The following is a 26550-nucleotide window of genomic DNA, read 5'->3' as shown; positions in this document are numbered from 1 at the left end:
ACTCAGCCGCGCTCTCCGTCATGCCCGGGGCTTGTCCCGGGCATCCACGTCTTTCTTTCCAGTATCGAAGCAAGCAAGACGTGGATGGCCGGGTCAAGCCCGGACATTACGAGGAAACCGCCTCTTACTTCTTCACCTTGCTCGCATCCATCTTGATACTCGTATCGAGCATCTTGGTCGAGAACGCGGTGCCGACCTCGAACGGCTTCTCCATGCCGAGATAGGTCTGCACCAGTTCATAGTCCTTCTTCATCCGCTCGGCGTCGATCCAGCCCAGCGCCTTGGTGGTGGTGAAGTCATCCGTCATCAGGAACTTGATGCGCTCCCACTGGCGTTCCTGGTTCTCCTTGTCGAGCCCCGACGCGGCATCGAGCAGCGCCTTCAGGCAGGGCGAGACGTCGGCGACGCAGGCGGCAAACGCCTTCTGGCTGACCTTGACGAAGGCGTCGGCGATCCTTGGATTCTTTTCCAGATAGGCGCCGTTGACGATCAGCGAGTTGCCGTACGGGTTGAGCCCGATGTCCTTCCAATTGACGTAGCCGAGGTCGGCACCGAACTCGATCACCTTGAGATCGTGTTCGTTATAGAAGTCGCTGATGATATCGACCGTATGGCTCTTCAGCGCCGCGATCTTCGCGGTCGGCCCGACATTGACGAAACTGACCGCATCGGGCGCGATGCCGGCGGCCTTGGCGAACGCCGGCCACATCACCCGCGACGCGTCGCCGGGCGGGTTGCCGATCTTGTGGCCCGGAAAGTCCTTGGCGCTGTTCACGCCATAGCTCTTCAGCCAATAGAACGTCTGCCCGGTGTTGGCGTAGATGCTCATCAGCGCCACGACATCGGCGCCCTTGCTCCGCGCCACCAGCATGGTCGCGAGATCGGCGATGCCGAACGGCGACCCACCGGAGCCGACCTTCAGCGACGACACGCCGGAACCCTTGCCGGTCTCGATGGTGAGATCGATGCCGGCTTTCTCGTACCAGCCCTGCGCCTTGGCGTAGTAGAACGGCGAATGGTCCGCGGTCGGCGCCCAGTTCAGGATCAGGTTGACGGCCTCGCCGGCATGAGAGGGAGCCGCCTGGACCGCAAGCGCAAGCGCCAGTGACGCAATCTTCAAGCCCTTCATGGCATCTCTCCTGGTTTGCAGACTGGTAATATCCCGGCCTTGTCGTTGCACGCCCGCGACGTTACCAATGCAACAAGGACGAGACGAATTGTCAACTGTTTGGTTGGAAATGCCTATAAGACGAGCTGATAGCACCGGGCCCAAGCGGCGCGATCCGGCGGCGACGCGGGAGAAGCTTCTGACGGCGGCACGCCGTGAATTTGCCGATAGTGGCCTCGCCGGGGCCCGGGTCGACGAGATCGCGGCGCGCGCGGGCGTCAACAAGCAGCTGGTCTACCATTACTTCGGCGACAAGGACGCGCTCTATCTGGCGGTGCTGGAGTGGGTCTATGAGGAAATCCGCGCCCAGGAACGCAAGCTCAACCTCGAAGGCCTGCCGCCGCAGCAGGCCATCAAGCGACTGATCGAGGCCTCCTTCGACCACCTCGCCGCCCATCCCGACTTTATCGTGCTGCTGAACGACGAAAATCGCGGCGGCGCCCGCCATGTGCGCGGGTCACGCAAGCTGGAGGCGATGCACTCGCCGCTGGTCAGCATGGTTTCCACCATTCTCAGTGAGGGCGTCCGGGCCGGCGTGTTCCGCAAGGGGATCAACGCGGTGCATCTCTACATTTCGATCGCGGGGCTGAGTTATTTCTACTTCTCGAACACCCCGACCCTGTCGGCGATCTTCGGCAAGGACCTGTCGAGCCCAACGGCGAGGCGTGCCCGTCGCAAGCACGTGGTCGACCTGGTGATGCAGTCGCTGCGGCCGTGAGGGCTCGCTCATTGTGATCGGATCCGTAGGGTGGGCAAAGCGAAGCGTGCCCACCATCGCGAGCCGAGTGTTACGCGGTGGGCACGGCGTAAGCGCGCCTTTGCCCACCCTACGGTGCGGTCTAATCAACCAACTGGTTGAAACCTAGGACGACCCACGATAGACTGCCCGCGTGTCCGGGAACCGGACGCCTCAACAAGGAGTACGCGGTGTCTGGCGATGCAGGGCGATCGGCGAGGACGGTGGCGATCATCCTGATCGCGCATCTTGCCGTGATCGTGCTCTGGCAGGTGCTGGTCGACGCCTTTCAGGTGCCGAAATTCATCCTGCCCTCGCCGCTGGCCGCGCTCTCGACCCTGACGTCGGCCAAGTATGCCTGGCTCTCCAACCTCTGGGTGACGGGGGCCGAAATCCTCGGCGGCTTCTGCCTCGGCGCGCTGGTCGGCGTCATGCTGGCTGTCATGTTCACCTGGTCGCCGCTGATCAGCCTGTTGCTGCTGCCGCTGTTCGTGACGCTGAACATGATCCCGAAGGTGGCGCTGGGACCGCTGTTCATCGTCTGGTTCTCCTACGGCATCTTTCCGAACATCCTGATCGCGTTTTCGATCTGTTTCTTCCCGATCCTGCTCACCACCGCGCGCGGGCTGAGCGAGGTCGAGTCCGACCTGCTGGATCTCGTGAAATCGCTGCGCGGCTCGCGCTGGACGCTGTTCCGGAAGATCCAGTTGCCGGGCGCGCTGCCTTACGTATTTTCAGGCATGAAGGTCGGCGCCATCCTGGCGGTCGCGGGCGCCATCGTCGGCGAATTCATCGCCTCCGAGCGCGGGCTCGGCTATCTCATGATTCAGGTGCAGGCCTCGCTCGATACACCGGCGATGGTGATGGCCGTCATTCTTCTGACCCTGCTCGGCGTGGTGCTGTACGGCCTGGTGCTCGGCCTCGAGCGGCTGTTCGTGGTCCGTGACATCAGGCTGCAATAGGACAAGGGAACAGGCATGCTGCTGACACGCGACCATTTGCCGGAGACGATCCCCGATATCGCCGCCCTCGACGAACTGCTGTGCCGCCCGAGCCAGGCGCTGATCGACGACCTGCGCAAGGTCGACGGCGACATCATGGTTTTGGGCGTGGCCGGCAAGATGGGGCCGACGCTGGCGGGGCTTGCCAAGGCCGCCGCACCTGACCGGCGGGTGATCGGCGTCGCACGCTTCAGCGATCCTGGTGTCAAGGACTGGCTGCAGGCCCGCGGCGTCGAAACGATCAATTGCGACCTGCTCGACGAGACCGCCATCAAGGCGCTGCCAAAAGTTCAAAACATCATCTTCATGGCCGGCCGCAAATTCGGCGCCGAGGGCGATTTGTCGCTGACCTGGGCGATGAATTCGCACGTCCCGGCACTGGTGGCTCAGGCCTTTGCCGGCTCGCGGATCGTGGCGTTCTCGACCGGCTGCGTCTATCCCTTTGTGCCTGTGAGCGGCAAAGGCGCCGATGAAGAACTCGCGCCCAATCCGCCCGGTGAATACGCGCAATCCTGCGTCGGGCGCGAGCGCATGTTCGAATATTTCTCGCGCAAGCATTCGACGCCCGGCCGGCTGTTCCGGCTCAACTACGCGATCGACATGCGCTACGGCGTGCTGCACGACATCGCTAGCAAGGTGCTGCAGGGCAAGCCGATCGACGTCAGCCTCGGCCATGTCAATTTCATCTGGCAGGGCGATGCGTCGTCGCAGGCGCTGCGCTGCCTCGCGCATTGCGACACGCCGACCTCGCCGATCAATGTCAGTGGCCATGAAATTCTCGCGGTGCGCGATCTCGCCGCGAAATTCGGCCAACGGTTTGGAATTGCGCCCGTCATCACCGGCAAGGAAGAGCCGACGGCGTGGCTGACCAACACGTCGCAAGCCGTAAGTTTGTTTGGCCTGCCTGTTGTCGATACCGATCAGTTGATCCGCTGGACCGCCGACTGGGTGTCGCGGTCGATGCCGAGCCTCGGTAAGCCCACCAAATATGAGGTGCGCGATGGCCGGTACTGAGCACGTAGAGCTCATCGAACTCGGCGTCGGCGATGCGCCGGCCGGATTTCTGTTGTCGACGGAGGCGCACTGGAACCAGAACGAGGCCGACTGGCGGTTTTTCCTGAGCACGGGAATCGTGTTCGGGGTGCGTGACGGCAAGCAACTGGTCGCGACCGCGGCGCTATTGCCCTACTCCGCCGGCAACGCCTGGATCAGCATGGTGCTGGTGACCGCGAGCTGGCGCCGCCGCGGTGTCGCGACCCGGCTGGTCGACGCCTGCCTCAAGACAGCGACAAAGCGCGGCCTCACCACCTGGCTCGACGCGACGCCTGACGGAGCCAACGTCTATGGCCCGCTCGGCTTCACACCGACGCTGCAATTGCGGCGGCTGCGGCTGGAAGCCCCGAAAGGCGTCAGCGCCGCGCAATCACTATCGACCTGCAGCCTCGCCGATTTCATCGCGCGCGATGTCAGCGCCATGGGGTTTGACCGCGGCGCTCTGCTGACCGAGTTCGGCGGCCGCGCCGGCTCCCGCATGGTATCATCGGGCAACGCCATTGCCCTGGTCCGTGACGGCCGCACTGCCCGTCATATCGGCCCTGTATTTGCCGAGACCCGCGACAGCGCGCTGACCCTGGTCGACGCCATCGTGCGGTCCGAGCAAGGCCCGTGGCTGCTTGACGCCGTGCATTCGCAGGAAGATTTCCTGCGTGGCCTCACCGACACCGGCTGGACCATCGAGCGGCCGTTCCAGCGCATGCGGTTCGGCCGCGCCACCATGCTGGCCGGGGAACTGCCGTTCGCGGTCGCCGGCCCGGAATTTGGATAGGGATCTTCATGCACCACAGCGAAATCAAATCCGAGGTACGAAAACTGATCGCCGACGGCACGGTGATCCCCGCGCATCCGCTGGCGCTCGATGCCAACCGCACGCTCGACACCAGGCACCAGCGCGCGCTGTCGCGCTACTATATCGATGCCGGCGCCGGCGGCCTTGCGGTCGGCGTCCATACCACGCAGTTCGCGATCCGCGATGTCGGACTCTACAAGCCCGTGCTGGAACTGGCGGCGCAGACCGCGGCCGACTGGACCAGGCGGCCGCTCGCGATGGTCGCCGGCCTCGCGGGCCCGACACAGCAGGCGACTGCGGAGGCGCAGATTGCGCTCGGCATCGGCTACCACGCCGGCCTGCTCAGCCTTGCCGCGATGAAGTCGGCCTCCGAAGACGAGATCATTGCGCATTGCGAGGCCGTGGCGCGCGAGATTCCGCTGGTCGGATTCTACCTGCAGCCCGCGGTCGGCGGCGTCATTCTCAGCGCAAACTTCTGGCGGCGGTTTGCAGCGATCGACAATGTCATCGCGATCAAGATCGCGCCATTCAACCGCTACCGCACCCTCGACGTACTCCGGGGCGTCGCCGCCGCCGGTGCGCTCGACCGCGTCGCGCTCTATACCGGCAATGACGACCATATCCTGCTCGATCTGATGCTACCGTTCGACCTGCGCGACAAGGGCGTTACCACCCGCACCTATTTCAAGGGCGGGCTGCTCGGCCACTGGTCGGTGTGGACGGCGGCCGCGATCAAGCAGTTCGAAATGTGCAAGGCCGCGCGCGGCAAGGACGCCGTGCCCGCGGACCTGTTGGCACTCGACGCCCGCGTCACCGATTGCAACAGCGCGTTCTTTGACGTCGCCAATAATTTCCACGGCTGCATCGCCGGCTGCCACGAAATCCTGCGTCGGCAGGGGTTGATGCAGGGCCTGTGGTGCCTCGATCCGGCCGAGGGTTTGAGCCCCGGCCAGATGCAGGAGATCGACCGCGTCTGCCGCGAGCACGCCGATCTCTCCGACGACGCCTTCGTCGCCGACCATTTGCAGAAATGGCTGGCATGACGGCGGAAGAGCCCTTCATCAGCCTGCGCAACGTCCGCAAGGTCTACCGCTCGAAAGGCACGGAGTTTCTGGCCGTCTCCGACGTCACCATGGACGTCAGCGAGGGCGAGCTGGTCTCCCTGGTCGGCCCATCCGGCTGCGGCAAGACCACGGTGCTGAAAATTCTGGCCGGGCTGCACGAGGCCGACGGCGGCACCATCAAGATCGGCAATACCAAAACCCCGTTCGATCCCGCGCGCGACATCGGCATGGTGTTCCAGCAGGCCTTGCTGCTGAAATGGCGGACCATTCTCGACAACGTGCTGCTGCCGGCCGAAATCGTCGGCCTGCCGATGAAGGCCGCGCGCGCCCGAGCCCGCGACCTGCTCAGTCTCGTGGGCCTCGCCGGCTACGAGGACAAATATCCGCAGCAATTGTCCGGCGGCATGCAGCAGCGCACCGCGATCGCACGCGCCTTCATCCACGATCCCAAACTGATCCTGATGGACGAGCCATTCGGCGCGCTGGACGCCCTGACCCGCGAACAGATGAACCTGGAAATGCTGCGGATCTGGCGCGAGAGCGGCAAGACGATCATCTTCGTCACCCACAGCATCCAGGAAGCCGTGTTCCTCGCCTCGCATTGCGCGGTGCTCACCGCAGGCCCGGCACGAATGGCGGAGTACTTTCCGATCGAGCTGCCGTTTCCACGCGATCTGCCGATCAAGACCACGGACGAGTTCGGCGCCTATGCGCGCCGGATTTACGGGAGTTTGGGGATGGGACCGAGCGGCTAAGCCGTCATTGCGAGCCAACGGGTCGCAATGACGGGCCGTTACTCATACGACACCGGCCCGGTGTCGCGATAGGCCCAGCAGCTTTCGCGCGGCAGCGACACCGGGGTCTCGGTGCCGACCTGATGCCGGGCGGCGGTGCCGAGCTCGACCACCTCCAGCCGGCGGCCAAACAGTTCGATGCCGTAGGCGGTTTGCGTGCCCTGGTAGCGGCGGTCGAGCACGCGGGCGGGAAAAGTATTGGCGCCGTTGTGCTGGCCGATGGTGATGTTCTCCGGCCGCAGCGCGATACGCACCTTCTCATCCGGTCCCAGCGAATGCAGCAACGCCACCTCGCCGCGCCGTCCGTCGCCGAAATCGACCGTGCCAAATTCGCCGTTGCGCGACACCAGCGTGCCCGGAAGCTCGTTGGTGGCGCCGGTGAAATTGGCGACGAACAGATCCGCCGGCCGGTTATAGATCGCGTCCGGCGTATCCATCTGCAGCAATTTGCCGTCGCGCATCACGCCGATGCGGTCACCGAGCACCACGGCTTCGGCCTGATCATGGGTGACATAGAGCGCCGTCATGCCGGTCTGCTTGAGGATCACGCGCAGATCGTCGCGCAAACGTAGCCGCAGCTTGGCGTCGAGGTTCGACAGCGGCTCGTCGAGCAGCAGCAATTGCGGCCGGTAGACGATGCTGCGCGCCAAAGCGACGCGCTGCATCTGGCCGCCGGACAGCGCCACCACCGGGCGCTCGGCGTATTCCGACAGGCCGACCAGCTCGAGCGCTTCATCGACCTTGCGGCGGGCGTCGGCGCGCGAGATTTTGCGATGCTTGAGCGGATAGACCACGTTCTGCCGCACCGTCATATGCGGCCACACCGCATAGGACTGAAACACCATGCCGAGTTCGCGCAGGCGCGGCGGCACAAGGATGCCGCTAGCGGGCGCCGACACGATCCGGCCGGCGATACTGATTTCGCCGTCGGTTGGATGTTCCAACCCCGCCACGCATCGCAGCGTCGTGGTCTTGCCGCAACCGGACGGACCGAGCAGCACCACGATCTCGCCGGCCGGCACGGCGAAGCTGACACCGTCGATCGCCGGGCGACCGACCGCAAACTGCTTGCGCAGGTCGGTTACCTCGAGAGTCGCCGTCATGAAGAAGCCTGCGTCATGCGTAGATCGCTCACTGCCGGTGACCGTAGGTCTTGTCCCATTCCGCCACCCATGGCTCGTGCAGCTTGACGTATTCGTCGAACTTGGGGAACCAGACCTTGACCACCTTGGGATCGAAACCTTCGGGGTAGACCGGCGCCACCTTGAGCGAGGTCAGATTGCCGAGTTCCTTGATCATGAAAGTTTGCCCCTCCTTCGACAGGCACCAGTTCAGGAACAGCTTTGCGGCATTGGGATTGGCGGCGGTCTTGGGAATTCCCGTGGCGTAGGGATTGACCGGGGCGCCTTCGGGCGGGAAGAAAATCTTGATCGGCGCGCCGTCCTTTTGCTTCGGATAGATCGCATTATAGAGCAGCGGACCCATCGCGACTTCGCCGCGCACCAGCGAGTCCGACATCGGCGCGCCCGACGGATAAAGGATCGGGCGGGTCGCCGCCTGCTTGGCCCAATAATCCTCACCCAGCACCTGGCGCTCGAACATCACGCGGGTCCAGGTGGTGCCGCCGGAGCGGGCGAACACCTGCCCGGTCTGCTTGTCGTATTCCTTCTTGGTCAGATCCATCCACGACTTCGGTGGATTCTTGACGATCTCAGTGTTGTAGGCGATCGACCACACCAGGGTCACGCGCGGCCATAGTTTGGGAGAAATCAGCGAATCCGGGTTGTAATCCGCAGCATTCGGCGGCGCGTAGTCCTGGAACAGGTCGGCCAGCGGCTGCATCAGCGCGCGATCGGAATGATCGACCACGTCGGCGATCAGCTTGCCGGCAGCGGCCTCGGTCTTGACGCGGGTAATGAGCTGGCCGCCCGGCGCGCGCACCATCTCGACTTTGATCTCGGGGAAGCGTTTCTGAAACTCCTTGATCACCTGCTGCTCGACCTCGGCGAAATTCGCCGTGTAGAACACCAGTTTCCCCTCCTTCTTCGCCGCAGCGATCAGTTCGGGCGAACCGAACTCCTGCGCCTGCGATGGTGCGCCCCACAGGATGCCGAGACCGGCGACGCCAGCCAGCGCTATTTTGGTGAAGATCCCTCTATTCATAACAATCCTCCCTCAAGTTTTTTATCCGGTGCGGGCAACGCCGCTCTGCGTCGCCTCGCGCGACAGCCAGTTGGCGCCGCCGATGAGAACGCCGAGCAGAACCGTCTGCACCAGGCTGAATGCGGCGGTCTTGCCGAGATTTCCGCCTTCGTAATAGTCGAGCAGCAGCACCGACATCACCATGGTGTTGCTGGTGTAGAGAAACAGCGACGAGCCGAGTTCGCGGATCGCCAGCACGAACAACAGCGTCATCGATGCGATCACGCCCGGCCGCGCCAGCGGCAGCACGATGGTCCGGATGGTGGCGAACATGCCCTTGCCGCAGACCCAGGCGGCCTCCTCGAGCTCACGATGGATCTGCATGAACGAGGTCGACAACGCCTTGACGGTGTCGGGCATGAAGCGCGCGATGAACGCCAGCGCCAGGATCCAGATCGTGCCGTAGAGGCCGCCGGGAATCCCGATCCAGGCCCATAAATAAGCGACGCCGACCACGAGGCCGGGAATCGCGACCGGCACGGTCGAGATCAGGTCGATCCAGCGCCGCCCAGTGACCTGTGTGCGGTGAATGGTGTAGCCGATCGCAAACGCCAGCGCGCCGCCGACAACCGCCGTGATCACGCCGACCTCGACCGCATTGTAGATCGACCGCAGCGTCAGCGGATTGTCGAAGATGCTGTTGAAATGCACCATCGAGTATTGGCGCATGTCGAACAGGCTGGCGACGTCGCGGATGAACATGAACTTGCGGAACGCCGCCACGATCAACGCGAGCAGCGGCAACACCACCACGATCAGGAGATAGACGATACCGATGGCGAACGTGAACCAGCGCCAGCGCCCGAGATCGAGGCTGCGCGGGCGGAACGCCTTGCCGGCCACCGTCGTGTAGCTGCGGCCGCTGAGCACCCTGTTCTGCAGGAACACCAGCGCGCCGGTCACCACCATCAGGATGATCGCAACCGCGGCAGCCGTGTTGTAGAGCGGCGGAGACCAGTTGGTGAGCTTGAAGATGTAAGTCGTCAATAGCGCCAGATTGGTCGACGACCCCAGCACCGCCGGAATGCCGTAGATGCCGAGCATCACGATAAACGACAGCAGCATGCCAGAAATGATCGCCGGCATGATCAGCGGGAACGTCACCGAGAACAATGTCGCGAAAGCGCTGGCGCCGGAGATTTCGGCGGCCTCTTCCAGGCTCGGGTCCATGTTGCGCAGCGCCGAGGAAGTGAACATGTACACATACGGCGCGTAATAGATGCCGAACACAAACACCAGGCCCCACAGCGAATAGAAATCAACGCGCCAGTCGAGCCCGATCCATTTGAACATGGTGTTGATCAGGCCGGTCTTGGGTGAGCCGAGGATCGCCCATGCCACGCCCGCGACCAGCGGCGGCGCAAACAATGGCAGGATGCTGGCGGCAGCGATAAAGCCCTTGAACGGCGTGTTGGTGCGTACCACGATCCAGGAAAACAGCAGCCCGATCACGACCGCGATCGCGGTGCCGCCGCCGCAGGCGATCAACGTGTTGACCAGCGCCTCCCCGACATTGGGATTCGCCAGCACCACCAGAAAATTCGCGATCGAAAGATGACGCAGGCTGATGCCCTCGACCACCGGGTTGGTGTCGGTGAGCGCCCCCAGCAGCAGCATCAGGATCGGATAGATGACGAGAAAGCCGAGAATAACCAGCAGGAGCACAACCCACAGGTTGGCCCACACGCGCCGACGCATCCCCTCACTCGCGCTACGCATCGCTTCGCCGCGCCGGCTCGCCTGTCCGTCCAAAGCGCTTCCCCTTGGCCTGCGACCGTCCGTTTTCGGATCTTGCGCCCGCAATGCGCGGCGAGCCTAGTCGATCGGACGGCGGGCGGGAAGTAGCAGAAAGTTGGCGGCTCAAAATGCCGCGGAAGCCCGCCTTCGCATACGCATCATGCAACGGCGTGCCTGTGGAACATCTCGCGTCCGTAGTACACGCCCCCTTAAGGCCGTTACCCGCGCCGGCTGTGGAGAACCCCCGATCTCGATGTCAGAAGTTGCGACCGCCAAGCCGCCTGCCACGCCCGGTATCGACGGCTTGCCGCCGGAACTCCGGCGCTGGGCGGTCGCGGCGATCTTTACCGCGCTGGCGCTGGCTTCGCTGGATACGGCGATTGCCAACATCGCGCTGCCCGCCATCGCCGCCGACCTCCATGTCAGCCCGGCTGATGTGGTCTGGGTCGTCAATGTCTACCAGATCGCACTGGTGGCGACGCTGCTGCCGCTCGGCGCGCTCGGCGAAATCGTCGGCCATCAGCGCATCTATATCGGCGGCCTGTTGCTGTTTACAATTGCCTCGATCGGCTGCGCGTTAGCGTGGTCGCTGCCCAGTCTGGTGGCAGCACGGGCGCTGCAGGGGCTCGGCGCCAGCGGTATTATGGCGGTGAATGCGGCGCTGGTCCGCTACGTCTACCCGACCCATATGCTGGGCCGCGGCTTTGGTCACAACGCGCTGGTGGTCGGCACCGCCTTCACGCTTGGACCGACGATCGCGTCCGGCATTCTGGCGCTGGGGCCCTGGCCGTGGCTGTTTGCGATCAACGTTCCGTTCGGCCTGATCGCGGTGTGGATCGGACTAAAGACGCTGCCGCCGACGCCACGCGCGACGCACGCATTCGATTTTGCGAGCGCGGCGCTGACCACAGGCTGCCTCGGCCTGTTCATCATCGGGATCGGAAGTGCAGCACACAGCGCACCACCGGCGCTGGTCGCGGCCGAACTGGTCGGCGCCATCATCCTCGGCTGGATCATGATGCGGCGGCAGGCGGATCACCCGGCGCCGATGCTGCCGATCGATCTGTTCCGGCGGCCGATGTTTGCGCTGTCGGCGGCGACGTCGGTGTGTACCTTTGCGGTTCAGGGCATCGCCTTCGTGTCGCTGCCGTTCTATTTCGAAGACGTGCTGATGCGCACCCAGGTCGAGACCGGTTTCTTCATGACGCCATGGCCGCTGGTGGTCGCGATCATGGCGCCGATCGGCGGCCGGCTTTCCGACCGCTATCCCGTCGGCATTCTCGGCGGCATCGGCCTCGCATTGCTATGCGCGGGAATGGTGTTGCTGGCCACGCTGCCGGCGGATCCCGGCGTCGCCAACATCGTCTGGCGCATGGTGGTGTGCGGAATCGGTTTCGGATTCTTTCAAACCCCGAATTTGCGCGCGCTGATGTCAAGTGCGCCGTCGCATCGCAGCGGCAGCGCCAGCAGCATCGTCGCGACCGCACGGCTGACCGGGCAAACGCTCGGTGCTGCGTTCGCGGCACTGTGCTTTGCGCTCGGCGGCCACGATGGCGCGACGCTTGCTTTGGCGCTCGGTGCCGGATTTGCTGCGCTCGGATGCGTGATGAGTTTCCTGCGCCTGGTGGTGAGCGCGCCGCAAGATTGATGGAGAGAATGTGCCTAGAAGGCAGGCAAACCTTGGCCGAGCATGGCGAAGATGACGGCCATGTGGCGCCCCTGCCCGCACGAAACCCCGGTCCGTCAATTTTCTTCCGCGCTGCAAACGCATTTTCTTGATTTGAACTATTCCAGATTGCGGTCCAGTGTCCCCGCCGGGTTCAATTGATGAATTGAGCTAACAGGGGAAACGCGATGGCAAACCTCACTATCAACGGCAAATCAATCAATGTGGACGTCGAGGACGACACCCCGCTGCTATGGGCGATCCGGGAGAATGTCGGACTGACCGGCACCAAATACGGCTGCGGCATTGCACAATGCGGGGCCTGCACGATCCATATTGACGGCGTTGCAATGCGCTCCTGCGGCATCTCGGTCAGCGAGGCCGTTGGCAAGCAGATCACCACGATCGAAGGTCTGGCCGCCAGCGATGGCGCACTGCACAAGGTGCAGCAGGCCTGGATCAAGAACGACGTGCCGCAGTGCGGCTATTGCCAGACCGGCATGATCATGGCGGTGGCGGCGCTGCTCAAGGACAAGCCGAAGCCGACCGACAAGGACATTGACGAGACCATCACCAATATCTGCCGCTGCGGCACCTTCCAACAGGTGCGCGAGGCAATCCACGCCGCCGCGAACGCTTGAGGGGGATGTCATGAACAAGCACATCACGCCTGCACTCAGCCGCCGCGCCTTCGTCATCGGCACCGCCGCTGCCGGCGCCGGCCTCGCGGTCGGTCTCGACATCCCCTTCGGTGGCCCCACCGTGGTCCGCGCCGCCGATGGATCGCCTGAGGTCAACGTCTGGGTGGTGATCCGCCCCGACGACACCGTCGTGATCCGCATCGCCCGTTCGGAGATGGGACAGGGCACGCTCACCGGCCTCGCCCAGCTCGTCGCCGAAGAGCTCGAATGCGACTGGTCGAAGGTCACCACCGAATATCCGACACCGGGTCAAAGTGTCGCACGCAAGCGGGCCTGGGGCGATTTCTCGACCGGCGGCAGCCGCGGCATCCGCACCTCGCAGGACTACGTCCGCAAGGGCGGCGCCACCGCGCGCATGATGCTGGTCCAGGCCGCGGCCAATGAGTGGAAGGTGCCGGTTTCGGAATGCACCGCCGCCAACAGCACCATCACGCACACGCCGTCGGGCAAGAAGACGACCTACGGCAAGGTCGTGGAAGCCGCAGCCAAGCTGTCGCCTCCCGCCGATGCCGACGTCAAGCTGAAGGATCCGAAGGACTGGAAAATTGCCGGCAAGGGCGTGTTGCGGCTCGATACCGCCGACAAGACCACCGGCAAGATGATGTACGGCATCGACGTCAAGCTGCCGGGAATGCTGAACGCCGCACTGAAGGACTGCCCGGTCTTCGGCGGCAAGCTGAAGAGCTATGACGAAGCCAAGGTCATGGGCATGAAGGGCGTCAAGAAGGTGGTGCGGGTCAACGAGTCCACCGTCGCCGTCGTCGCCGACACCTGGTGGCACGCCAAGACCGCGCTCGACGCGCTGCCGATCGTCTGGGATGAAGGCGAGAACGCCAAGGTGTCGAGCGAATCGATCGCCAAGTGGCTGGCCGAGGGCCTCGACAATTCGCAGCCCGCTTTCATCGGCAACCAGAACGGCGATGCCAAAGCCGCCATCGCCGGCGCCGCCAAGAAGATCGAGGCGGTGTACAACTATCCCTACCAGAACCACGCCGCGATGGAGCCGCTCAACGCCACCGCGCTTTACACACCCGACAAGTGCGAGGTCTGGACCGGGACGCAGAACGGCGAAGCGGCATTCGCCGCGGTGATGGAAACCTCCGGCCTGCCCGCCGACAAATGCGAAGTTCACAAGCTGATCCTCGGCGGCGGCTTCGGCCGTCGCGGCATGACCGACTATGTCCGGCAGGCCGTCTCCATCGCCAAGCAGATGCCGGGCACGCCGATCAAGCTGTTGTGGTCACGCGAAGACGACATGCAGCACGGCACCTATCATCCGGTCACGCAGTGCAAGCTGACCGGCGCCTTCGACAAGGACAACAATCTGACGGCGCTGCATGTCCGGATCTCCGGCCAATCCATCCTGTTCACCGTGCGCCCGGCGGCACTGGTCAACGGCATGGACACGGCGGCATTCCAGGGCCTCGCTCCTACCGGCGACTGGGCGATCGGATACAGTTTTCCGAACCTGCTGGTCGAACATTCGATGCGCAACCCCCACGTCCCGCCGGGCTTCTGGCGCGGCGTCAACGTCAATCAGAACGCGATCTATCTCGAGTGTTTCATCGATGAACTGGCGCTTTCGGTCGGGGAAGATCCGGTCGCGTTCCGGCGCAAGTTGATGGCGAAGCATCCCAAGCACCTCGCGGTGCTCAATGCGGTGGCGGAAAAAGTCGGCTGGGACAAGCCGCCGCCAAAGGGCGTGTATCGTGGCATTTGTCAGCACATGGGCTACGGCAGCTATGTCGCGGGTGCTGCCGAAATCTCGGTGACCGACGGCAACAAGATCAAGGTGCACCGGATCGTCGCTTCCACCGATCCTGGCCACGTCGTCAATCCGGCGCAGATCGAGCGCCAGATTGCAGGCTCCTTCGTCTATGGCCTGTCCGCGCTGTTCTACGGCAATTGCACCGTCAAGGACGGCCGCATCGAGCAATCCAACTTCGACACCTACAATTCGATGCGGATCGCGGAGATGCCGAAGGTGGAGTCGGTCATCGTGCCGAGCGGCGGCTTCTGGGGCGGCGTCGGCGAACCGACGATCTGCGTCGCGGCGCCCGCCGTGCTCAATGCGTATTTCGCGGCAACGGGAAAACGCATCCGCTCGGTGCCGCTGAAGGATCAGGACATCAGCTTCGCCTGACAAATTGGGCGGCGGCCTTCACCGGCCGCCGCCCACCCAACTTCAGGATAGCCGCCGATGAAAGCGTTTTGCGTTGCCCTTGGAATTGCAACCGTCGTGGCATGGAGCTCACCGCTGCTGGCGGCGTCCATCCCCCCGCCCGGCGCTGCGGCCTGTTCCGGCTGTCACGCCGCAGGCACCGTGCCGGCCTCGCCGGTTTCGCGGCTGTACGGCCGCGACGCCGGCGACATCATGACCGCGATGACGGGCTTCCGCGACGGTTCGCTTCCCGCCACGGTGATGACCCGCATCGCCAAAGGCTTCTCCGACGACGAGCTGCGCGCGATTGCGGCGTGGCTCGCGGCACAGAAGTAAGGGGCCGCTATCATGGGCATCAACCATCGCATGAGCCGCCGGGAATTCGTTGGCGCCGGTGCTGCCGCCGTGACGGCGCTGGCGTTTCCACTGCCAGCGCTCGCACAAGCCGCGGCGCGCGTCGTCGTGATCGGCGGTGGCTTCGGCGGCGCCAGTTGCGCCCGCGCCCTGAAACAGATCGACCCAAAACTGCAGGTCACGCTGGTCGAGCCGAACCGGACCTTCACCGCCTGCCCGTTCAGCAACAACGTGATCGCCGGACTGCGTTCGCTCGAGGAACAACAATTCGGCTATGACAAGATCGGCGCCGGCGGCGTCACCGTGGTGGCGCAGGCGGCAACGGCGATCGATGCCAAGGTGCGGACCGTTGGGCTCGCCGACGGCACGTCGCTCACCTACGACCGGCTGGTGCTGTCTCCCGGCGTTGATCTGCGTTTCGAAGCGCTGCCGGGCTACGACGAAGCTGCCGCTGCAAAGATGCCGCATGCCTGGAAAGCCGGCGAGCAGACGCTGCTGCTGCGCAAGCAACTCGAAGCCATGGACGATGGCGGCCTTGTCGTGATCGCCGTGCCCGCCAATCCGTTCCGCTGCCCGCCGGGGCCTTACGAACGCGCCTGTCTGATTGCGCACTATCTGAAAACCAAGAAGCCGCGTTCGAAACTGATCATTCTCGACGCCAAGGACACCTTCTCCAAACAGCGGCTGTTCCAGAACGCCTGGAAGGAACTCTATCCGGGAATGATCGAATGGGTGTCGCTGTCACAGGGCGGCAAGGTGAACTCCGTCGACCCGGCGACCAACACGCTGATTACCGATTTCGGCAACCACACCGCGCAGGTGGCGAACGTCATTCCGCCACAGCGCGCCGGACGCATCGCCACCATCGCTGGCGCGACCGATAATACCGGCTGGTGCGCGATCGATCCCGTCACCTTCGAATCCAAATCGGCGCCGAACATCCACGTCATCGGCGACGCCTGTATTGCCGGCTCGATGCCGAAATCCGCGTTCTCCGCGAATTCCCAGGCCAAGGCTTGCGCGAGCGCGGTGGCGACGCTGATGGCGGGCCGGACACCCGAGGCGCCGAAGCTGATCAACACCTGCTACAGCCTGGCAGCGCCCGGCTACGGCTTCTCGGTCGCCGGCGTCTACCAGCCGAAGAACGGGCTGTTCGCCGACGTCGAAGGCGCCGGCGGCGTCAGCCCGGCGGATGTGCCGCGCGATTTCCGCGCGCGCGAGGCCGACTATGCGAATTCCTGGTTCGCGACCATCACGGCGGAAGTCTTTGGCTAGGCTGCGCATGTCGGGTCCGATCCTTGCGGGCGCACTGCTCGCTTTGCCCGGCCTCGCTGCCGCGCAAGAGCTGCGCCGCTATGCCGTGACCGGCGACGCCATTGCGATGTCGCTGACCGGTGCGCCCGGCGATCCCGCGCGCGGGCGGACGACCCTCCTCAACCGCCAAAGCACCTGCATCCTCTGCCACAACGGACCGTTTCCGGAAGAGAAATTCCAGGGCGATCTGGCCCCCAACCTCGCCGGCTCCGGCAGCCGCTGGTCGGAGGGGCAGTTGCGGCTGCGGCTGGTGGACGCGAGCCGCCTCAATGAAGCGACGATCATGCCGTCCTATTATCGCGTGGACGGCCTGCATCGCGTTGGTCCGGCGTGGCGCGGCAAGCCGATCCTGTCGGCAGAACAGATCGAAGATATCGTGGCTTATCTGGTGACGCTGCGCGAATAGGAAGTGACGATGCAACACAAGGATTCCACACGCCGCCAGTTCCTCGGCCTCGCCGGCGGCGCAGCCGTGCTCGGCGCCGTCCCGATCGTGACGGTGCGGCCGAGCGAAGCGACGCCCGCCGAACTCGCATCCGCGATCCGCAGCGTCACCAATGGCGCGCAAGTGCGCACCGGCAAGGTCAAGCTCGACGTGCCGCCGCTGGTCGAGAACGGCAACACCGTGCCGCTGACCGTCAACGTCGCAAGCCCGATGGCGCCGGAGGATCACGTCCGCAGCATCCACATTTTCAACGAGAAGAACCCGCAGCCCAATATCGGCAATTTTCATCTCGGCCCGCATTCCGGCCGCGCGCAGGTGTCCACGCGCATCCGCCTCGCCGACAGCCAGAAGATCGTCGCCATCGCGCGGTTGTCCGACGGCTCGTTCTGGTCGGCCAGCGTCGACGTCGTGGTGACGCTGGCGGCCTGCACCGATGAGGTGATCTGATGACCTCCGCGCTGATCAACGTTCCCGCCAAAGCCAAACGCGGCGACATCATCGAGATCAAGACGCTGATGTCGCACATCATGGAAACCGGCTATCGGCATACCGCCACCGGCGAGGTGGTGCCGCGCGACATCATCACGAGTTTTGCCTGCCGCTATAACGGCACCGAGATCTTTCGCGCCGATCTGTTTCCAGCGATCGCCGCCAACCCGTTCATCACCTTCTTCACCACGGCGACCGCGAGCGGCAAGTTCGAGTTCGAATGGATCGGCGATAACGGCTTTTCCGAAACCGCGTCGGCCTCGATAACAGTCGAATGAGGTTGGCCGGCCTCATCGTTCTGTCTGCTCTGCTCACGGTGGATGCCGCCGATGCTGAAATCCCGCAAGCAGAGCGCCGCTCCGGCTATAGCTTCATGGCGCCGGATACCAGGGCGATGCAGGACGACGACACGACAAATCCCGGCATGCTGTGGGTGCTCGACGGCGAGAAATTGTGGGCGCGCAAGACGGGCGTTGCAAACAAGGCCTGCGCCGATTGCCATCAGGACGCGCGCGCGAGCATGAAGGGCGTCGCGGCGCACTATCCCGCCTTCGACAAGGCGCTCGGCCGTCCCGTCGATCTCGAACAGCGCATCAATCTGTGCCGAACCAATCAACAGCAGGCGACGCCGCTTCCTTACGAGAGCCGCGAATTGCTGGCGCTGACCGCCTTTGTGGCGCAGCAATCGCGCGGGGCTGCGATCGAGCCCGGCAACGACCCGCAGCTGGCGCCGTTCGTCGCCAAGGGGCGCGAGTTGTTCATGCAGCGGCAGGGTCAGCTCAATCTCGGCTGCACCAATTGCCACGATGAGAATTGGGATAAGCGCCTGGCCGGATCGGCAATGACGCAAGGACACCCGACGGGTTACCCGCTTTATCGGCTGGAGTGGCAATCACTGGGATCGTTGCAACGCCGGCTGCGCGCCTGCATGTCAGGCATCCGCGCGCAGGCCTATGATTACGGCGCGCCAGAACTGGTCGAGCTGGAGCTTTATCTGATGTCGCGGGCCAAGGGCATGCCGCTGGAAGCGCCGGCCATTCGACCCTAGTCATGGGCCCCAAAGGGCCCAGGCAAAAAAATCGCGAAAACAACCCCATGCAAAGAAAGGATGGGCCGGTCTCGCGGTCCTCGGTTACCGCTCCGCGAACGCTTTCTCGACCACGAACTGCGCCGCCTCGCCGTGATTGCCCTCGACGAATCCCTTGCCGCCCAGCAGCGTGCGGGTGTCGGCGACCAGCGCCGGGCTGCCGCAGATCATGACGCGGTCATGCGCGGCTTCGAGCGGGGCAAGCCCGATATCCGCGAACAGCTTGCCGGAATTGATCAGGTCGGTGATGCGGCCGCGGTTGTGGAAGGGATCGCGTGTCACCGTCGGATAATAAATCAGCTGGTTGCGCACGAGTTCGCCGATCAGCTCATCGTTCGGCAGTTCCTTGGTGATCATCTCACCATAGGCCAGCTCCGCGACGCGGCGGCAGCCGTGCAGCAGCACGACCTTCTCGAAGCGCTCATAGGTTTCGGGATCCTTGATCACGCTGAGGAACGGGGCAAGCCCGGTGCCGGTGCCGATCAAATACAGGTTGCGGCCGTCCTGCAGATTGTCGATCACCAGCGTGCCGGTGGCCTTGCGGCTGACGATGATCTCGTCGCCTTCCTTCAGATGCTGGAGGCGCGAAGTCAGCGGCCCGTCCGGCACCTTGATCGAGAAGAATTCGAGCCGGTCTTCATAATTGGCGCTGGCGACGCTGTAAGCGCGCAGCAGCGGCTTCTCGCCGACCTTCAGCCCGATCATGGTGAACTCGCCGTTGCGAAAACGGAACGAGGGATCGCGCGTGGTGGTGAAGGAGAACAGCGTGTCGGTCCAGTGATGGACGCTGAGAACGCTTTCCTGATTGAAATTGCTCATCTTTCGATCCGATTGGAGGCAGATTGCGTCGGCAAAATCATTCGTATACGATCATTCGTATACGAATGAATAATCCTTCTTGATCCCGCCGTCAAGCCGCGGGCAAGATGGCCGGCAACGCCCCGAAGGCATTGAACAACAAGGAAAATCCGATGGCGCACGACGCACCCCAGGCAAGCGGCCCGAGCAAGCTGGTGATCCGCAATATCGGGCTGCTGCTGTCGGGGATGTTGGAGAAGCCGATCCTGGACGCCGATACGATCGTGGCCGAGAACGGCAAGATCACCGCCATCGGCCGCCTCAAGGATGTCGACATCGAGGGCGCCACCACCGTCGTCCACGCCAACGGCACCACGGTCGCCCCCGGCCTGATCGACAGCCACGTCCATCCCGTCGCCGGCGACTGGACGCCGCGGCAGAACCAGATGGGCTGGATCGACAGCTATCTGCATGGCGGCGTCACCACGATGATATCCGCCGGTGAAGTGCATATGCCCGGTCGCCCCCGCGACGTCGTCGGCGTCAAGGCGATGGCGATTTTCGCACAGCGCGCGTTCTGGACGTTGCGGCCCGGCGGCGTGAAGATCCATGCCGGTGCGCCCGTGATCGAAAACGAAATGGTCGAGGACGATTTCAAGGAGCTCGCCGCGGCCGGCGTCAAGCTGCTCGGCGAGGTCGGGCTCGGTGGCGTCAAGGACGGCCCGACCGCGCGCAAGATGGTGGGCTGGGCGCGCAAATACGGCATCCAGAGCACGATCCACACCGGCGGGCCTTCGATCCCGGGCTCCGGCCTGATCGACAAGGATGTGGTGCTGGAAGCCGACACCGATGTGGTCGGCCACATCAATGGCGGCCACACGGCCCTGCCCGACGACCAGATCCGCTGCATCTGCGAGGGCTGCAAGCGCGGCCTGGAGCTGGTTCACAACGGCAACGAACGCTCGGCGCTGTTCACGCTGCGCACCGCGCGCGAGATGGGCGACCTGCACCGCGTCATCCTCGGCACGGACGCGCCGGCCGGCTCCGGCGTGCAGCCGCTCGGCATCTTGCGCATGGTGTCGCTGCTGTCATCACTCGGCGAACTGCCGGCCGAAATCGCCTTCTGCCTCGCCACCGGCAACACCGCCCGCATGCGCGCGCTCGACTGCGGCCTGATCGAGGTCGGCCGCTCCGCCGATTTCGTCATCATGGACATGGCGCAGCACTCACCGGGAAAGAGCCTGCTGCACAGCGTGCAGCTCGGCGACCTGCCCGGCATCGGCATGACCATCATCGACGGCATCGTCCGCACCCAGCGCAGCCGCAACACACCGCCGGCGACACGGCTGCCGGAGATCATCGTCGGGCACTGACGGGAATGGACGCCATCGTGCCCGGCGCGTCGGGCCAATGTGATTTCGCCTCCAAAGCCATGAACGAATTGCCGGCCGGTCACGTCAAATGCGGACGGCCTGCGCCGCAGCCTGCTGCGCCGTCCGAGCTTTAGAGGGACATTTGAAGAATTTACCGCAAATTGCCGGCGGGGTGGCGGGTGCAGCAGTGGGCTTTGCCGCCACGTTGCTGATCGTCGAACTCGTTGGTTTTGGAAACCGTGCCGACCCCATCGGTTCCGCGCTGCTGATGCTGTTCGTCTTCGCGCCGGCCGGCGCGATCGCAGGCCTCGTGCTCGGTACCAAGCTCGCGATGCGGATGCGCGGCGAGAACACCGGCAGCCTGGCCGGCAACAGCTTGAGAGCATTCGGTGCGCTGATCCTGCTCTGCGCCGCCGCCGGCACGGCATACTATGTCTACGCGGTCACGACAGCCACGCCGTGGCTCAACCCGAACGCCGCCACCCCGCTTCTTGTCTTCGAGGTTCGGCTGCCAACAGGAACGGTGCTGCCGGCTTCGCCCCGGGAGATCGCGATTGAACTGCAGACCGACATCAACCGCATGCCGAGCGAGCCACGCTTCAACCGGTTCCGCAGCGAAGGCGACAAGCCCGTCATCGCAGGCGACGTCGAACTCGCCTTCCGCACCGCGCATCGGCAACTGGAAATCAAGATCAAGGGCCAGCCCGACCGGCTCTACCCCATCGAACTATCGGCCAAGGCGCCGCATGCCTCTCAGCTCGGACCCTGGCAACGCAACGCCGACGGCAGCGAAATCCGCTATCGGGCCCAATGGCCCGGACGCGATTGACCCGGCGGCCGCCGGGCCGGGCGCCCTATCTGCCCTCGTCAAATCGCACATCCAACTACGCATCAGATTCTATATTCACCAAAACTTCCCCGGCGATGATTTCGGGGTCTCCAAGATTCAGGTCATGCAGGCTTGCCTGAACAAACTCCAGCACCTTTTCGTTCGCCGCACTGGCGCTTGCGCGGTCCTCGAACATCATGACTGCGACACCGACGCCGTCGCCCCCATCCAGTACATGATAGGATCTGAATCCGTGCGATTCCCTCAGCATCTGACCGATGCCGCTCTTGGCGCGGCGAGCAGCATCCGCAACCGAGCGAACCTTGGTGTACTTTCGAATGATTATGTACATGAGGCCACCCACGCGTTTCAGTTCCGGCCCCCGCGCATCAAAGCATATCAGGCCGCTGCTACACTAGGGCCTGCAGCCGCCAAACCACGGGGAGCGGCAGTGCTGGCCGGCCGGGCTAATTGCAGCTAACCTCCGGGCGTCGATCCCAACTCGCGAGCCAGGCATGCCGCAAATCCAGCGCATCATCGTTCCCGACATTCCAAAGCCAGTCAGCCACTATTGCCACGTGACGCGTGCAGGCCCCCACGTCTGGGTCGCTGGCGTCGTCGGCCAGGCGCAGGACGGCAGCATACCGTCCGACGTTGTTGCCCAATTCGACATCGCCATCGCGGTGATGGACAAGTGCCTCAAGGCGGCCGGCGCCGGGCCCGAGCACGTCGTCAAGGTGCAGGTTTTCATGACCGACATCACGGAACGGCCGAAAATCAACCCGCGCCGCATAGCTTATTTCGGCGAGAATCTGCCGGCCTCCACGCTCGTCGAGGTGAAGGGGTTGGTCGATCCACGAATGAAGGTCGAGATCGAGTGCCAAGCGTACGTTGATTAGGGAACGGCGCGTGCCGCCGGCAGCGATGGCACCCGGCGTATCGGATTGCGAGAGACTTTCGGCCAACTACAAGATACTTACGATAACGAACCAGAGGACCAGGCGGGCATGCCTGACGCGCTCGAGCCCGATGTCCATGTCATGGGAAAACGATTGATGTGGTCCCAAAACGCGTTCACCGACAGGCTCAATCTCAAGTGGCCGATCCTTCAGGCGCCGATGGGCTCGCTCAGTACGCCTGCACTCGCCGCGGCGGTCAGCAATGCTGGTGGTCTGGGCGGCCTGGGCATGTGGGGGTTTTCAGCCGAGGATGCAGAGCGGCGGATCGCCGGCTTCCAACAGCTGAGCGGCGGCAGCCTCAACGTCAACTATCCGCTGTGGCCGGAGCCCAGGTTTACCCCTGATGTCAGCGGGCCGATGCGGGCGCGTCTGCAGGCGCATTTCGACGCAAAGGGTCTCGGAGCGGTACCCGAGCCGAAAGGTGCGGCGGGAGAAGTGAGCCACGAACACCTTTCGATGCTGATGCGGGCCAAGCCACAGATGGTGAGCTTCCATTTTGGCCTGCCTCATCAGGAGGTCATCAACGCCATTAAAGACGCAGGAATTTTCATAATCTCCAGCGCCACGACCGTGGCCGAGGCACGGATGCTTGAGCAGCGCGGTGTCGACGCCATCATCGCGCAGGGTATCGAGGCCGGCGGGCATCGCGGCACCTTCACCGGTGTCGACGTCAGCATGCAGCCGGGCCTGTTCGCGCTGTTGCCGCAAGTGGTGGATGTGGTGAGGGTTCCCGTCATTGCCGCCGGGGGCGTGGCCGATGGGCGAACGGTGGCTGCGGCCTTTGTTCTTGGCGCGAGCGCCGTACAGTTGGGCACGGCCTTCCTGCGCTGCGAGGAGGCGAACGTGCTCGATGCCCATCGCGCGGCGCTGCGCGAGCCCACCGACGCCTGTACTGTCGTCACGGACCTGATCACCGGCCGGCCGGCGCGCTATGTGAAAACCGGACTGATTGACGACCTCGTGGCCTCGGAGCTGAGGCCTGTACCGTTTCCCGGCCAGCTCAGCCTCACCGCGCCGCTCGGGGGCACGGGAGACAGGGAGCTTACCGCATTGTTTGCCGGTCAATCCGCAGCACTCGCCAGCGACACGACTGCCGGCGCGTTGGTCGAGCAGCTTGCGGAAGCGACGTCAGAGTGCTTGCGCGTTTTCTCGCGTTCCTAGCCCACTACTCATTTCGATTGCCATGTCTAATCGCCGTCGCGCCGATTTCCGCTCTGGGTTGCCTGATGCGGACATCCACCATTATTCGGCGCGGCCATTACGACCGTCCGTCAACACTATCGGATACTTCACCTTTTTCCGTACTCCGTGAAAACGTAGTCGCGGTTCTGCACGGCCGAGTGGCACGCGAACCCGCACTTCGCGTTGTTTTCCTGAGGCGGACGGTCCGCTGCAGTGGCCGGCCTGAACGTATCGGACGCCGCGTCATAGAAGAACTCGGCCCACCCCCATCCGCCGCTGTCCGCGAACCTCTTGCTGTCCTTCACCATGAAACCAGCGTCATGCTGGGTACCTGGCACCGTTGGCTGACCGGGATACGTCTCTTGTTTTTTCGAGTTCCAATGAATTTTCGCCATCTTGGCGCCGTCCGGGAAAGACTTGCCATTGCCGGGCACGCCTTCCCTGAAGGCGTCGATCATTACCGGATTTCCCACGATCACAGCGATCTTGCCTCCACTCTGGCTGATCGCGATCACTGGCCAGTCCTCGTATCCTCTGAACTCAGAGAACCCGAGGCCATTCGGGACTTGCACGGTGTATTTGTCCTGCGCGGAAATCGCGACACCAGCTGCAGCGATCGATACCAAAATAGTGAGACTGAACAGCGTGCTTTTTTTCATTGTCGCATCTCCCTCGTCGGTTCAGCGGCGGATGTCGATAACCCCTTGTTGGAAATTGCGTCGTCGCATTGTCTTCTCCGAGGCCAAGGACTGCGATGACCGTTGCTCACGATGAACATGATTACAGCATGGATTAGCGCATGGCGAAATGGGTCCGATGCCATGGTGCGCACCAGTATCCCTTAACTGTCGGCGATGCGCGCCAAGGTCATTGGCGGAAGTCAACGCTTACAGCGGTGAGGGGCAATGGAGACGCAGCTCGCGGTTTCGCAACGGACGAAGCCGCCACCGCGCCCCCCGGCGGCGGTGCCGTTAAGCCGCGGGTGCCATCTGCTCGTGCAGCGCTCGCTCGGTGTGACGCTGTTCAAGGGCGGCAATGGTCATCTTGAGGTTGTCGCGCCGCTCGATCAGCGTCCTCGCCAGTATCGGATATTTGACGTCGGATCGGTCGGAAACCCGGGTGCGCTCCTCTTCGGCTGCGATTTCGGATTCGATCAGTTGAACGGTGCGAACAAGATCAGCCAACATCTTGCCGATTGCTGCGACCTCTCGCAGAGCGCTTTCGCGTGCTGTCTCAAAACGAGCGTGTATGTCCATTTGTGAGCTCCCTATGGCCCGGTTCGGCACATTATGTGCATGGATGCCGAACAGCTGACACACCCATCGCAAGCTGTTTGCCAATTGCGACCCGTAAGAACACGGTGACCGGAACCCATCCCCGGGGCCTTCGGCCTCCCGCCGCCTACATCGGAAAGGAACCTGCACTGACAGTTTTTCCCCAGTGCCCCCCGAAAAGAGATGGGGTTTTCACAGCGCAACATCCATCGAGAAATAAGTTCTTGTGATCGGAGTGGATCTTACAACCATGAATATCCGAACCAACTGTTGGCGGAATGTTTTTCCAACCTTGGAGAGCCCCATGGGCGAAGTTATCCGTTTTGTTCCGAAGTCCGAACTCGAGCGAGCCCGCTTAATCCGGGAAGCCCGTGCGATCTACGAAAGCATATTCCCGTCGGATGCCGTCGGCAGCGCGCAGCATGACCGCAGGGAATGAGCGCGCCCGAACTGCGGTTACGGTGCACTCAAGGGAAGTCTGGCTCGAATCGAGCGCTATCGACGAATTGCACTGTCTCCGTAGTACGCAATAACAGAGAGAGGTCATGCGGGCGTTACCCCACATGGCCTCTGTTGGGAATGTCCCCATCGGCGCGGGAATTCCATCCTCTATCCAATAGAACGTAGATGGCGTCTGGACGTTCCGGGCCTCGGCGCCAGCTATGTTTGGTAGCGCCTTCGGAACCGCAACCTTTTTCGATTACGTGAATTTAGTTCATGGGTCTCGGGGCTTCGCAAAACTGCGAGGCACGCAATGCATGATTTAACGCCAGCCGACGCCTTTCTGGTCGTCGCAACCCTGGGGACCGGAGTCCTGATCGAGATCGCTGCGTTCATCCTCATGGGGTTGATCTGAGATCGTTCCGCAAGCTTGCTCTGAAGTTCAGATCGGCGGGCCGGGCCGATTACTGCGGAGTAGGATCGGTTCGGGGCGTGAGACGGGCGAGGGTTGAAGGCCAAATCGTGGGATGTCCGCCTGCTGCTGACATGACGAAGCCAACAAGAGGTCGCCGGCCATAGGCGTGCCCGGTGCGGCTTCGTCGGGCCGAGCGTGGGGCGCTAATGCAACTCGAAATGAATGCCCCTTCCCGCAAACGGTGTGCGGCGCTAACCCTCATGCGGAAATCCGAGCAGAAGGGGTAAAATCCCCCAGGGGTCCATATCCGAGGAGCATCAACATGAAGCGACACATCCCGGAGGAATTTTTCACGAGGTTGATCGACTGGAGTCCCTTCGTGATCATGGGCAACGAGGTGCCGCCCCGCGTTCCCGATGAAGATGAGGAAGACGACGAAGACGAAGAGGACGAGGAGGACAATGGCGACCGACCTCCGGTCGTGCGCGAACCCGACGAAGACTAGAATAGCCTG

General features: G+C 63.4%; 29 protein-coding genes. 22 read left to right on the top strand and 7 right to left on the bottom strand.

Going from position 1 to position 26550, the window contains the following annotated elements; genetic code table 11:
• Positions 1–124: 124 nt before the first annotated feature.
• The gene (locus ABIE49_RS32815; protein WP_192734843.1) at positions 125–1129 is read right to left on the bottom strand and encodes an ABC transporter substrate-binding protein; all 1005 of its coding nucleotides are present in this window, start codon (positions 1127–1129) and stop codon (positions 125–127) included.
• A gap of 109 nt (positions 1130–1238) precedes the next feature.
• On the opposite strand from ABIE49_RS32815, the gene ABIE49_RS32810 reads away from it, so the two are divergent.
• The 6 genes from ABIE49_RS32810 (at position 1239) to ABIE49_RS32785 (ending at position 6570) form a co-directional block, all read left to right on the top strand.
• Complete coding sequence (locus ABIE49_RS32810; RefSeq protein WP_192734844.1) at positions 1239–1886, top strand: TetR/AcrR family transcriptional regulator; 648 nt, start codon at positions 1239–1241, stop codon at positions 1884–1886.
• A gap of 209 nt (positions 1887–2095) precedes the next feature.
• The gene (locus tag ABIE49_RS32805; protein WP_192734845.1) at positions 2096–2866 is read left to right on the top strand and encodes an ABC transporter permease; all 771 of its coding nucleotides are present in this window, start codon (positions 2096–2098) and stop codon (positions 2864–2866) included.
• Positions 2867–2881: 15 nt separating this feature from the next.
• Positions 2882–3919 carry an NAD-dependent epimerase/dehydratase family protein gene (locus ABIE49_RS32800; RefSeq protein WP_192734846.1) on the top strand — a complete coding sequence of 346 codons (1038 nt, stop codon included), beginning with the start codon at positions 2882–2884 and terminating at the stop codon, positions 3917–3919.
• The gene (locus tag ABIE49_RS32795) at positions 3906–4730 is read left to right on the top strand and encodes a GNAT family N-acetyltransferase (RefSeq protein ID WP_192734847.1); all 825 of its coding nucleotides are present in this window, start codon (positions 3906–3908) and stop codon (positions 4728–4730) included. Before ABIE49_RS32800 ends, ABIE49_RS32795 begins: the two co-directional genes overlap by 14 nt.
• An 8-nt stretch (positions 4731–4738) precedes the next feature.
• On the top strand, positions 4739–5794 hold the full coding sequence (locus tag ABIE49_RS32790; protein WP_192734848.1) for a dihydrodipicolinate synthase family protein: 1056 nt from the start codon (positions 4739–4741) through the stop codon (positions 5792–5794).
• Positions 5782–6570, top strand: a complete 789-nt coding sequence (locus ABIE49_RS32785) for an ABC transporter ATP-binding protein (RefSeq protein ID WP_192734849.1) — start codon at positions 5782–5784, stop codon at positions 6568–6570. The genes ABIE49_RS32790 and ABIE49_RS32785 overlap by 13 nt, the downstream gene beginning before the upstream one ends.
• 38 nt (positions 6571–6608) lie before the next feature.
• Here the strand turns inward: ABIE49_RS32785 and ABIE49_RS32780 are convergent, their stop codons facing one another.
• The 3 genes from ABIE49_RS32780 to ABIE49_RS32770 are packed head-to-tail and all read right to left on the bottom strand — an operon-like array spanning position 6609 to position 10509.
• Positions 6609–7712, bottom strand: coding sequence for an ABC transporter ATP-binding protein (locus ABIE49_RS32780; protein ID WP_192734850.1), 1104 nt, complete (start codon positions 7710–7712; stop codon positions 6609–6611).
• A gap of 28 nt (positions 7713–7740) precedes the next feature.
• Complete coding sequence (locus tag ABIE49_RS32775) at positions 7741–8772, bottom strand: ABC transporter substrate-binding protein (RefSeq protein WP_354067112.1); 1032 nt, start codon at positions 8770–8772, stop codon at positions 7741–7743.
• 21 nt (positions 8773–8793) lie between these two features.
• Positions 8794–10509, bottom strand: coding sequence for an ABC transporter permease (locus tag ABIE49_RS32770; protein ID WP_354067111.1), 1716 nt, complete (start codon positions 10507–10509; stop codon positions 8794–8796).
• Between the two features lie 292 nt (positions 10510–10801).
• On the opposite strand from ABIE49_RS32770, the gene ABIE49_RS32765 reads away from it, so the two are divergent.
• From ABIE49_RS32765 to soxA, 9 genes are all read left to right on the top strand, one after another.
• Positions 10802–12196 (top strand): MFS transporter, encoded by a 1395-nt coding sequence (locus ABIE49_RS32765; RefSeq protein WP_192734852.1) that lies wholly within the window; start codon positions 10802–10804, stop codon positions 12194–12196.
• 206 nt (positions 12197–12402) lie between these two features.
• Positions 12403–12855 (top strand): (2Fe-2S)-binding protein, encoded by a 453-nt coding sequence (locus ABIE49_RS32760; RefSeq protein WP_192734853.1) that lies wholly within the window; start codon positions 12403–12405, stop codon positions 12853–12855.
• Between the two features lie 10 nt (positions 12856–12865).
• Positions 12866–15058 (top strand): xanthine dehydrogenase family protein molybdopterin-binding subunit, encoded by a 2193-nt coding sequence (locus ABIE49_RS32755; RefSeq protein ID WP_192734854.1) that lies wholly within the window; start codon positions 12866–12868, stop codon positions 15056–15058.
• A 57-nt stretch (positions 15059–15115) separates the two neighbouring features.
• The gene (locus ABIE49_RS32750) at positions 15116–15412 is read left to right on the top strand and encodes a c-type cytochrome (protein ID WP_192734855.1); all 297 of its coding nucleotides are present in this window, start codon (positions 15116–15118) and stop codon (positions 15410–15412) included.
• Between the two features lie 18 nt (positions 15413–15430).
• A complete protein-coding gene (locus ABIE49_RS32745) occupies positions 15431–16705 on the top strand; it encodes an FCSD flavin-binding domain-containing protein (RefSeq protein WP_502916008.1) in 1275 nt (424 codons plus the stop codon).
• Between the two features lie 7 nt (positions 16706–16712).
• Positions 16713–17150: a sulfur oxidation c-type cytochrome SoxX gene (soxX, locus tag ABIE49_RS32740; protein ID WP_192734857.1), complete on the top strand. Its 438-nt coding sequence runs from the start codon at positions 16713–16715 to the stop codon at positions 17148–17150.
• A 9-nt stretch (positions 17151–17159) separates the two neighbouring features.
• A complete protein-coding gene (locus ABIE49_RS32735; RefSeq protein WP_192734858.1) occupies positions 17160–17636 on the top strand; it encodes a SoxY-related AACIE arm protein in 477 nt (158 codons plus the stop codon).
• On the top strand, positions 17636–17956 hold the full coding sequence (gene soxZ, locus ABIE49_RS32730) for a thiosulfate oxidation carrier complex protein SoxZ (protein ID WP_192734859.1): 321 nt from the start codon (positions 17636–17638) through the stop codon (positions 17954–17956). The genes ABIE49_RS32735 and soxZ overlap by 1 nt, the downstream gene beginning before the upstream one ends.
• A complete protein-coding gene (gene soxA, locus ABIE49_RS32725; protein ID WP_192734860.1) occupies positions 17953–18726 on the top strand; it encodes a sulfur oxidation c-type cytochrome SoxA in 774 nt (257 codons plus the stop codon). The genes soxZ and soxA overlap by 4 nt, the downstream gene beginning before the upstream one ends.
• An 84-nt stretch (positions 18727–18810) precedes the next feature.
• Here the strand turns inward: soxA and ABIE49_RS32720 are convergent, their stop codons facing one another.
• Positions 18811–19584: a ferredoxin--NADP reductase gene (locus tag ABIE49_RS32720; RefSeq protein WP_192734861.1), complete on the bottom strand. Its 774-nt coding sequence runs from the start codon at positions 19582–19584 to the stop codon at positions 18811–18813.
• 152 nt (positions 19585–19736) lie between these two features.
• Here ABIE49_RS32720 and ABIE49_RS32715 point away from each other — a divergent pair, with 152 nt between their 5' ends.
• Together ABIE49_RS32715 and ABIE49_RS32710 are read left to right on the top strand one after the other, a co-directional pair.
• Positions 19737–20936: an amidohydrolase family protein gene (locus tag ABIE49_RS32715; protein WP_192735222.1), complete on the top strand. Its 1200-nt coding sequence runs from the start codon at positions 19737–19739 to the stop codon at positions 20934–20936.
• A gap of 142 nt (positions 20937–21078) precedes the next feature.
• The gene (locus ABIE49_RS32710; protein ID WP_192734862.1) at positions 21079–21765 is read left to right on the top strand and encodes a hypothetical protein; all 687 of its coding nucleotides are present in this window, start codon (positions 21079–21081) and stop codon (positions 21763–21765) included.
• A gap of 55 nt (positions 21766–21820) precedes the next feature.
• Here the strand turns inward: ABIE49_RS32710 and ABIE49_RS32705 are convergent, their stop codons facing one another.
• A complete protein-coding gene (locus ABIE49_RS32705) occupies positions 21821–22117 on the bottom strand; it encodes a hypothetical protein (protein ID WP_192734863.1) in 297 nt (98 codons plus the stop codon).
• Between the two features lie 163 nt (positions 22118–22280).
• Between ABIE49_RS32705 and ABIE49_RS32700 the strand changes: the two genes are divergently transcribed.
• Positions 22281–22664, top strand: coding sequence for a RidA family protein (locus tag ABIE49_RS32700; RefSeq protein WP_192734864.1), 384 nt, complete (start codon positions 22281–22283; stop codon positions 22662–22664).
• Between the two features lie 108 nt (positions 22665–22772).
• Complete coding sequence (locus ABIE49_RS32695) at positions 22773–23885, top strand: NAD(P)H-dependent flavin oxidoreductase (protein WP_354067110.1); 1113 nt, start codon at positions 22773–22775, stop codon at positions 23883–23885.
• A gap of 128 nt (positions 23886–24013) precedes the next feature.
• On the opposite strand, the gene ABIE49_RS32690 is transcribed toward ABIE49_RS32695, so the two are convergent.
• A complete protein-coding gene (locus ABIE49_RS32690; protein ID WP_192734865.1) occupies positions 24014–24565 on the bottom strand; it encodes a cytochrome P460 family protein in 552 nt (183 codons plus the stop codon).
• A gap of 246 nt (positions 24566–24811) precedes the next feature.
• Here ABIE49_RS32690 and ABIE49_RS32685 point away from each other — a divergent pair, with 246 nt between their 5' ends.
• From ABIE49_RS32685 to ABIE49_RS32675, 3 genes are all read left to right on the top strand, one after another.
• Positions 24812–25168, top strand: coding sequence for a hypothetical protein (locus tag ABIE49_RS32685; RefSeq protein ID WP_192734866.1), 357 nt, complete (start codon positions 24812–24814; stop codon positions 25166–25168).
• A 316-nt stretch (positions 25169–25484) separates the two neighbouring features.
• Positions 25485–25619, top strand: coding sequence for a hypothetical protein (locus ABIE49_RS32680; RefSeq protein WP_354067109.1), 135 nt, complete (start codon positions 25485–25487; stop codon positions 25617–25619).
• Positions 25620–26358: 739 nt separating this feature from the next.
• On the top strand, positions 26359–26541 hold the full coding sequence (locus ABIE49_RS32675; RefSeq protein ID WP_192734867.1) for a hypothetical protein: 183 nt from the start codon (positions 26359–26361) through the stop codon (positions 26539–26541).
• The last annotated feature ends 9 nt before the right edge of the window (positions 26542–26550 follow it).

The organism is Bradyrhizobium sp. OAE829 (assembly GCF_040546575.1).
Classification (GTDB): domain Bacteria; phylum Pseudomonadota; class Alphaproteobacteria; order Rhizobiales; family Xanthobacteraceae; genus Bradyrhizobium.
This window is presented reverse-complemented; position numbering and strand designations above follow the sequence as displayed.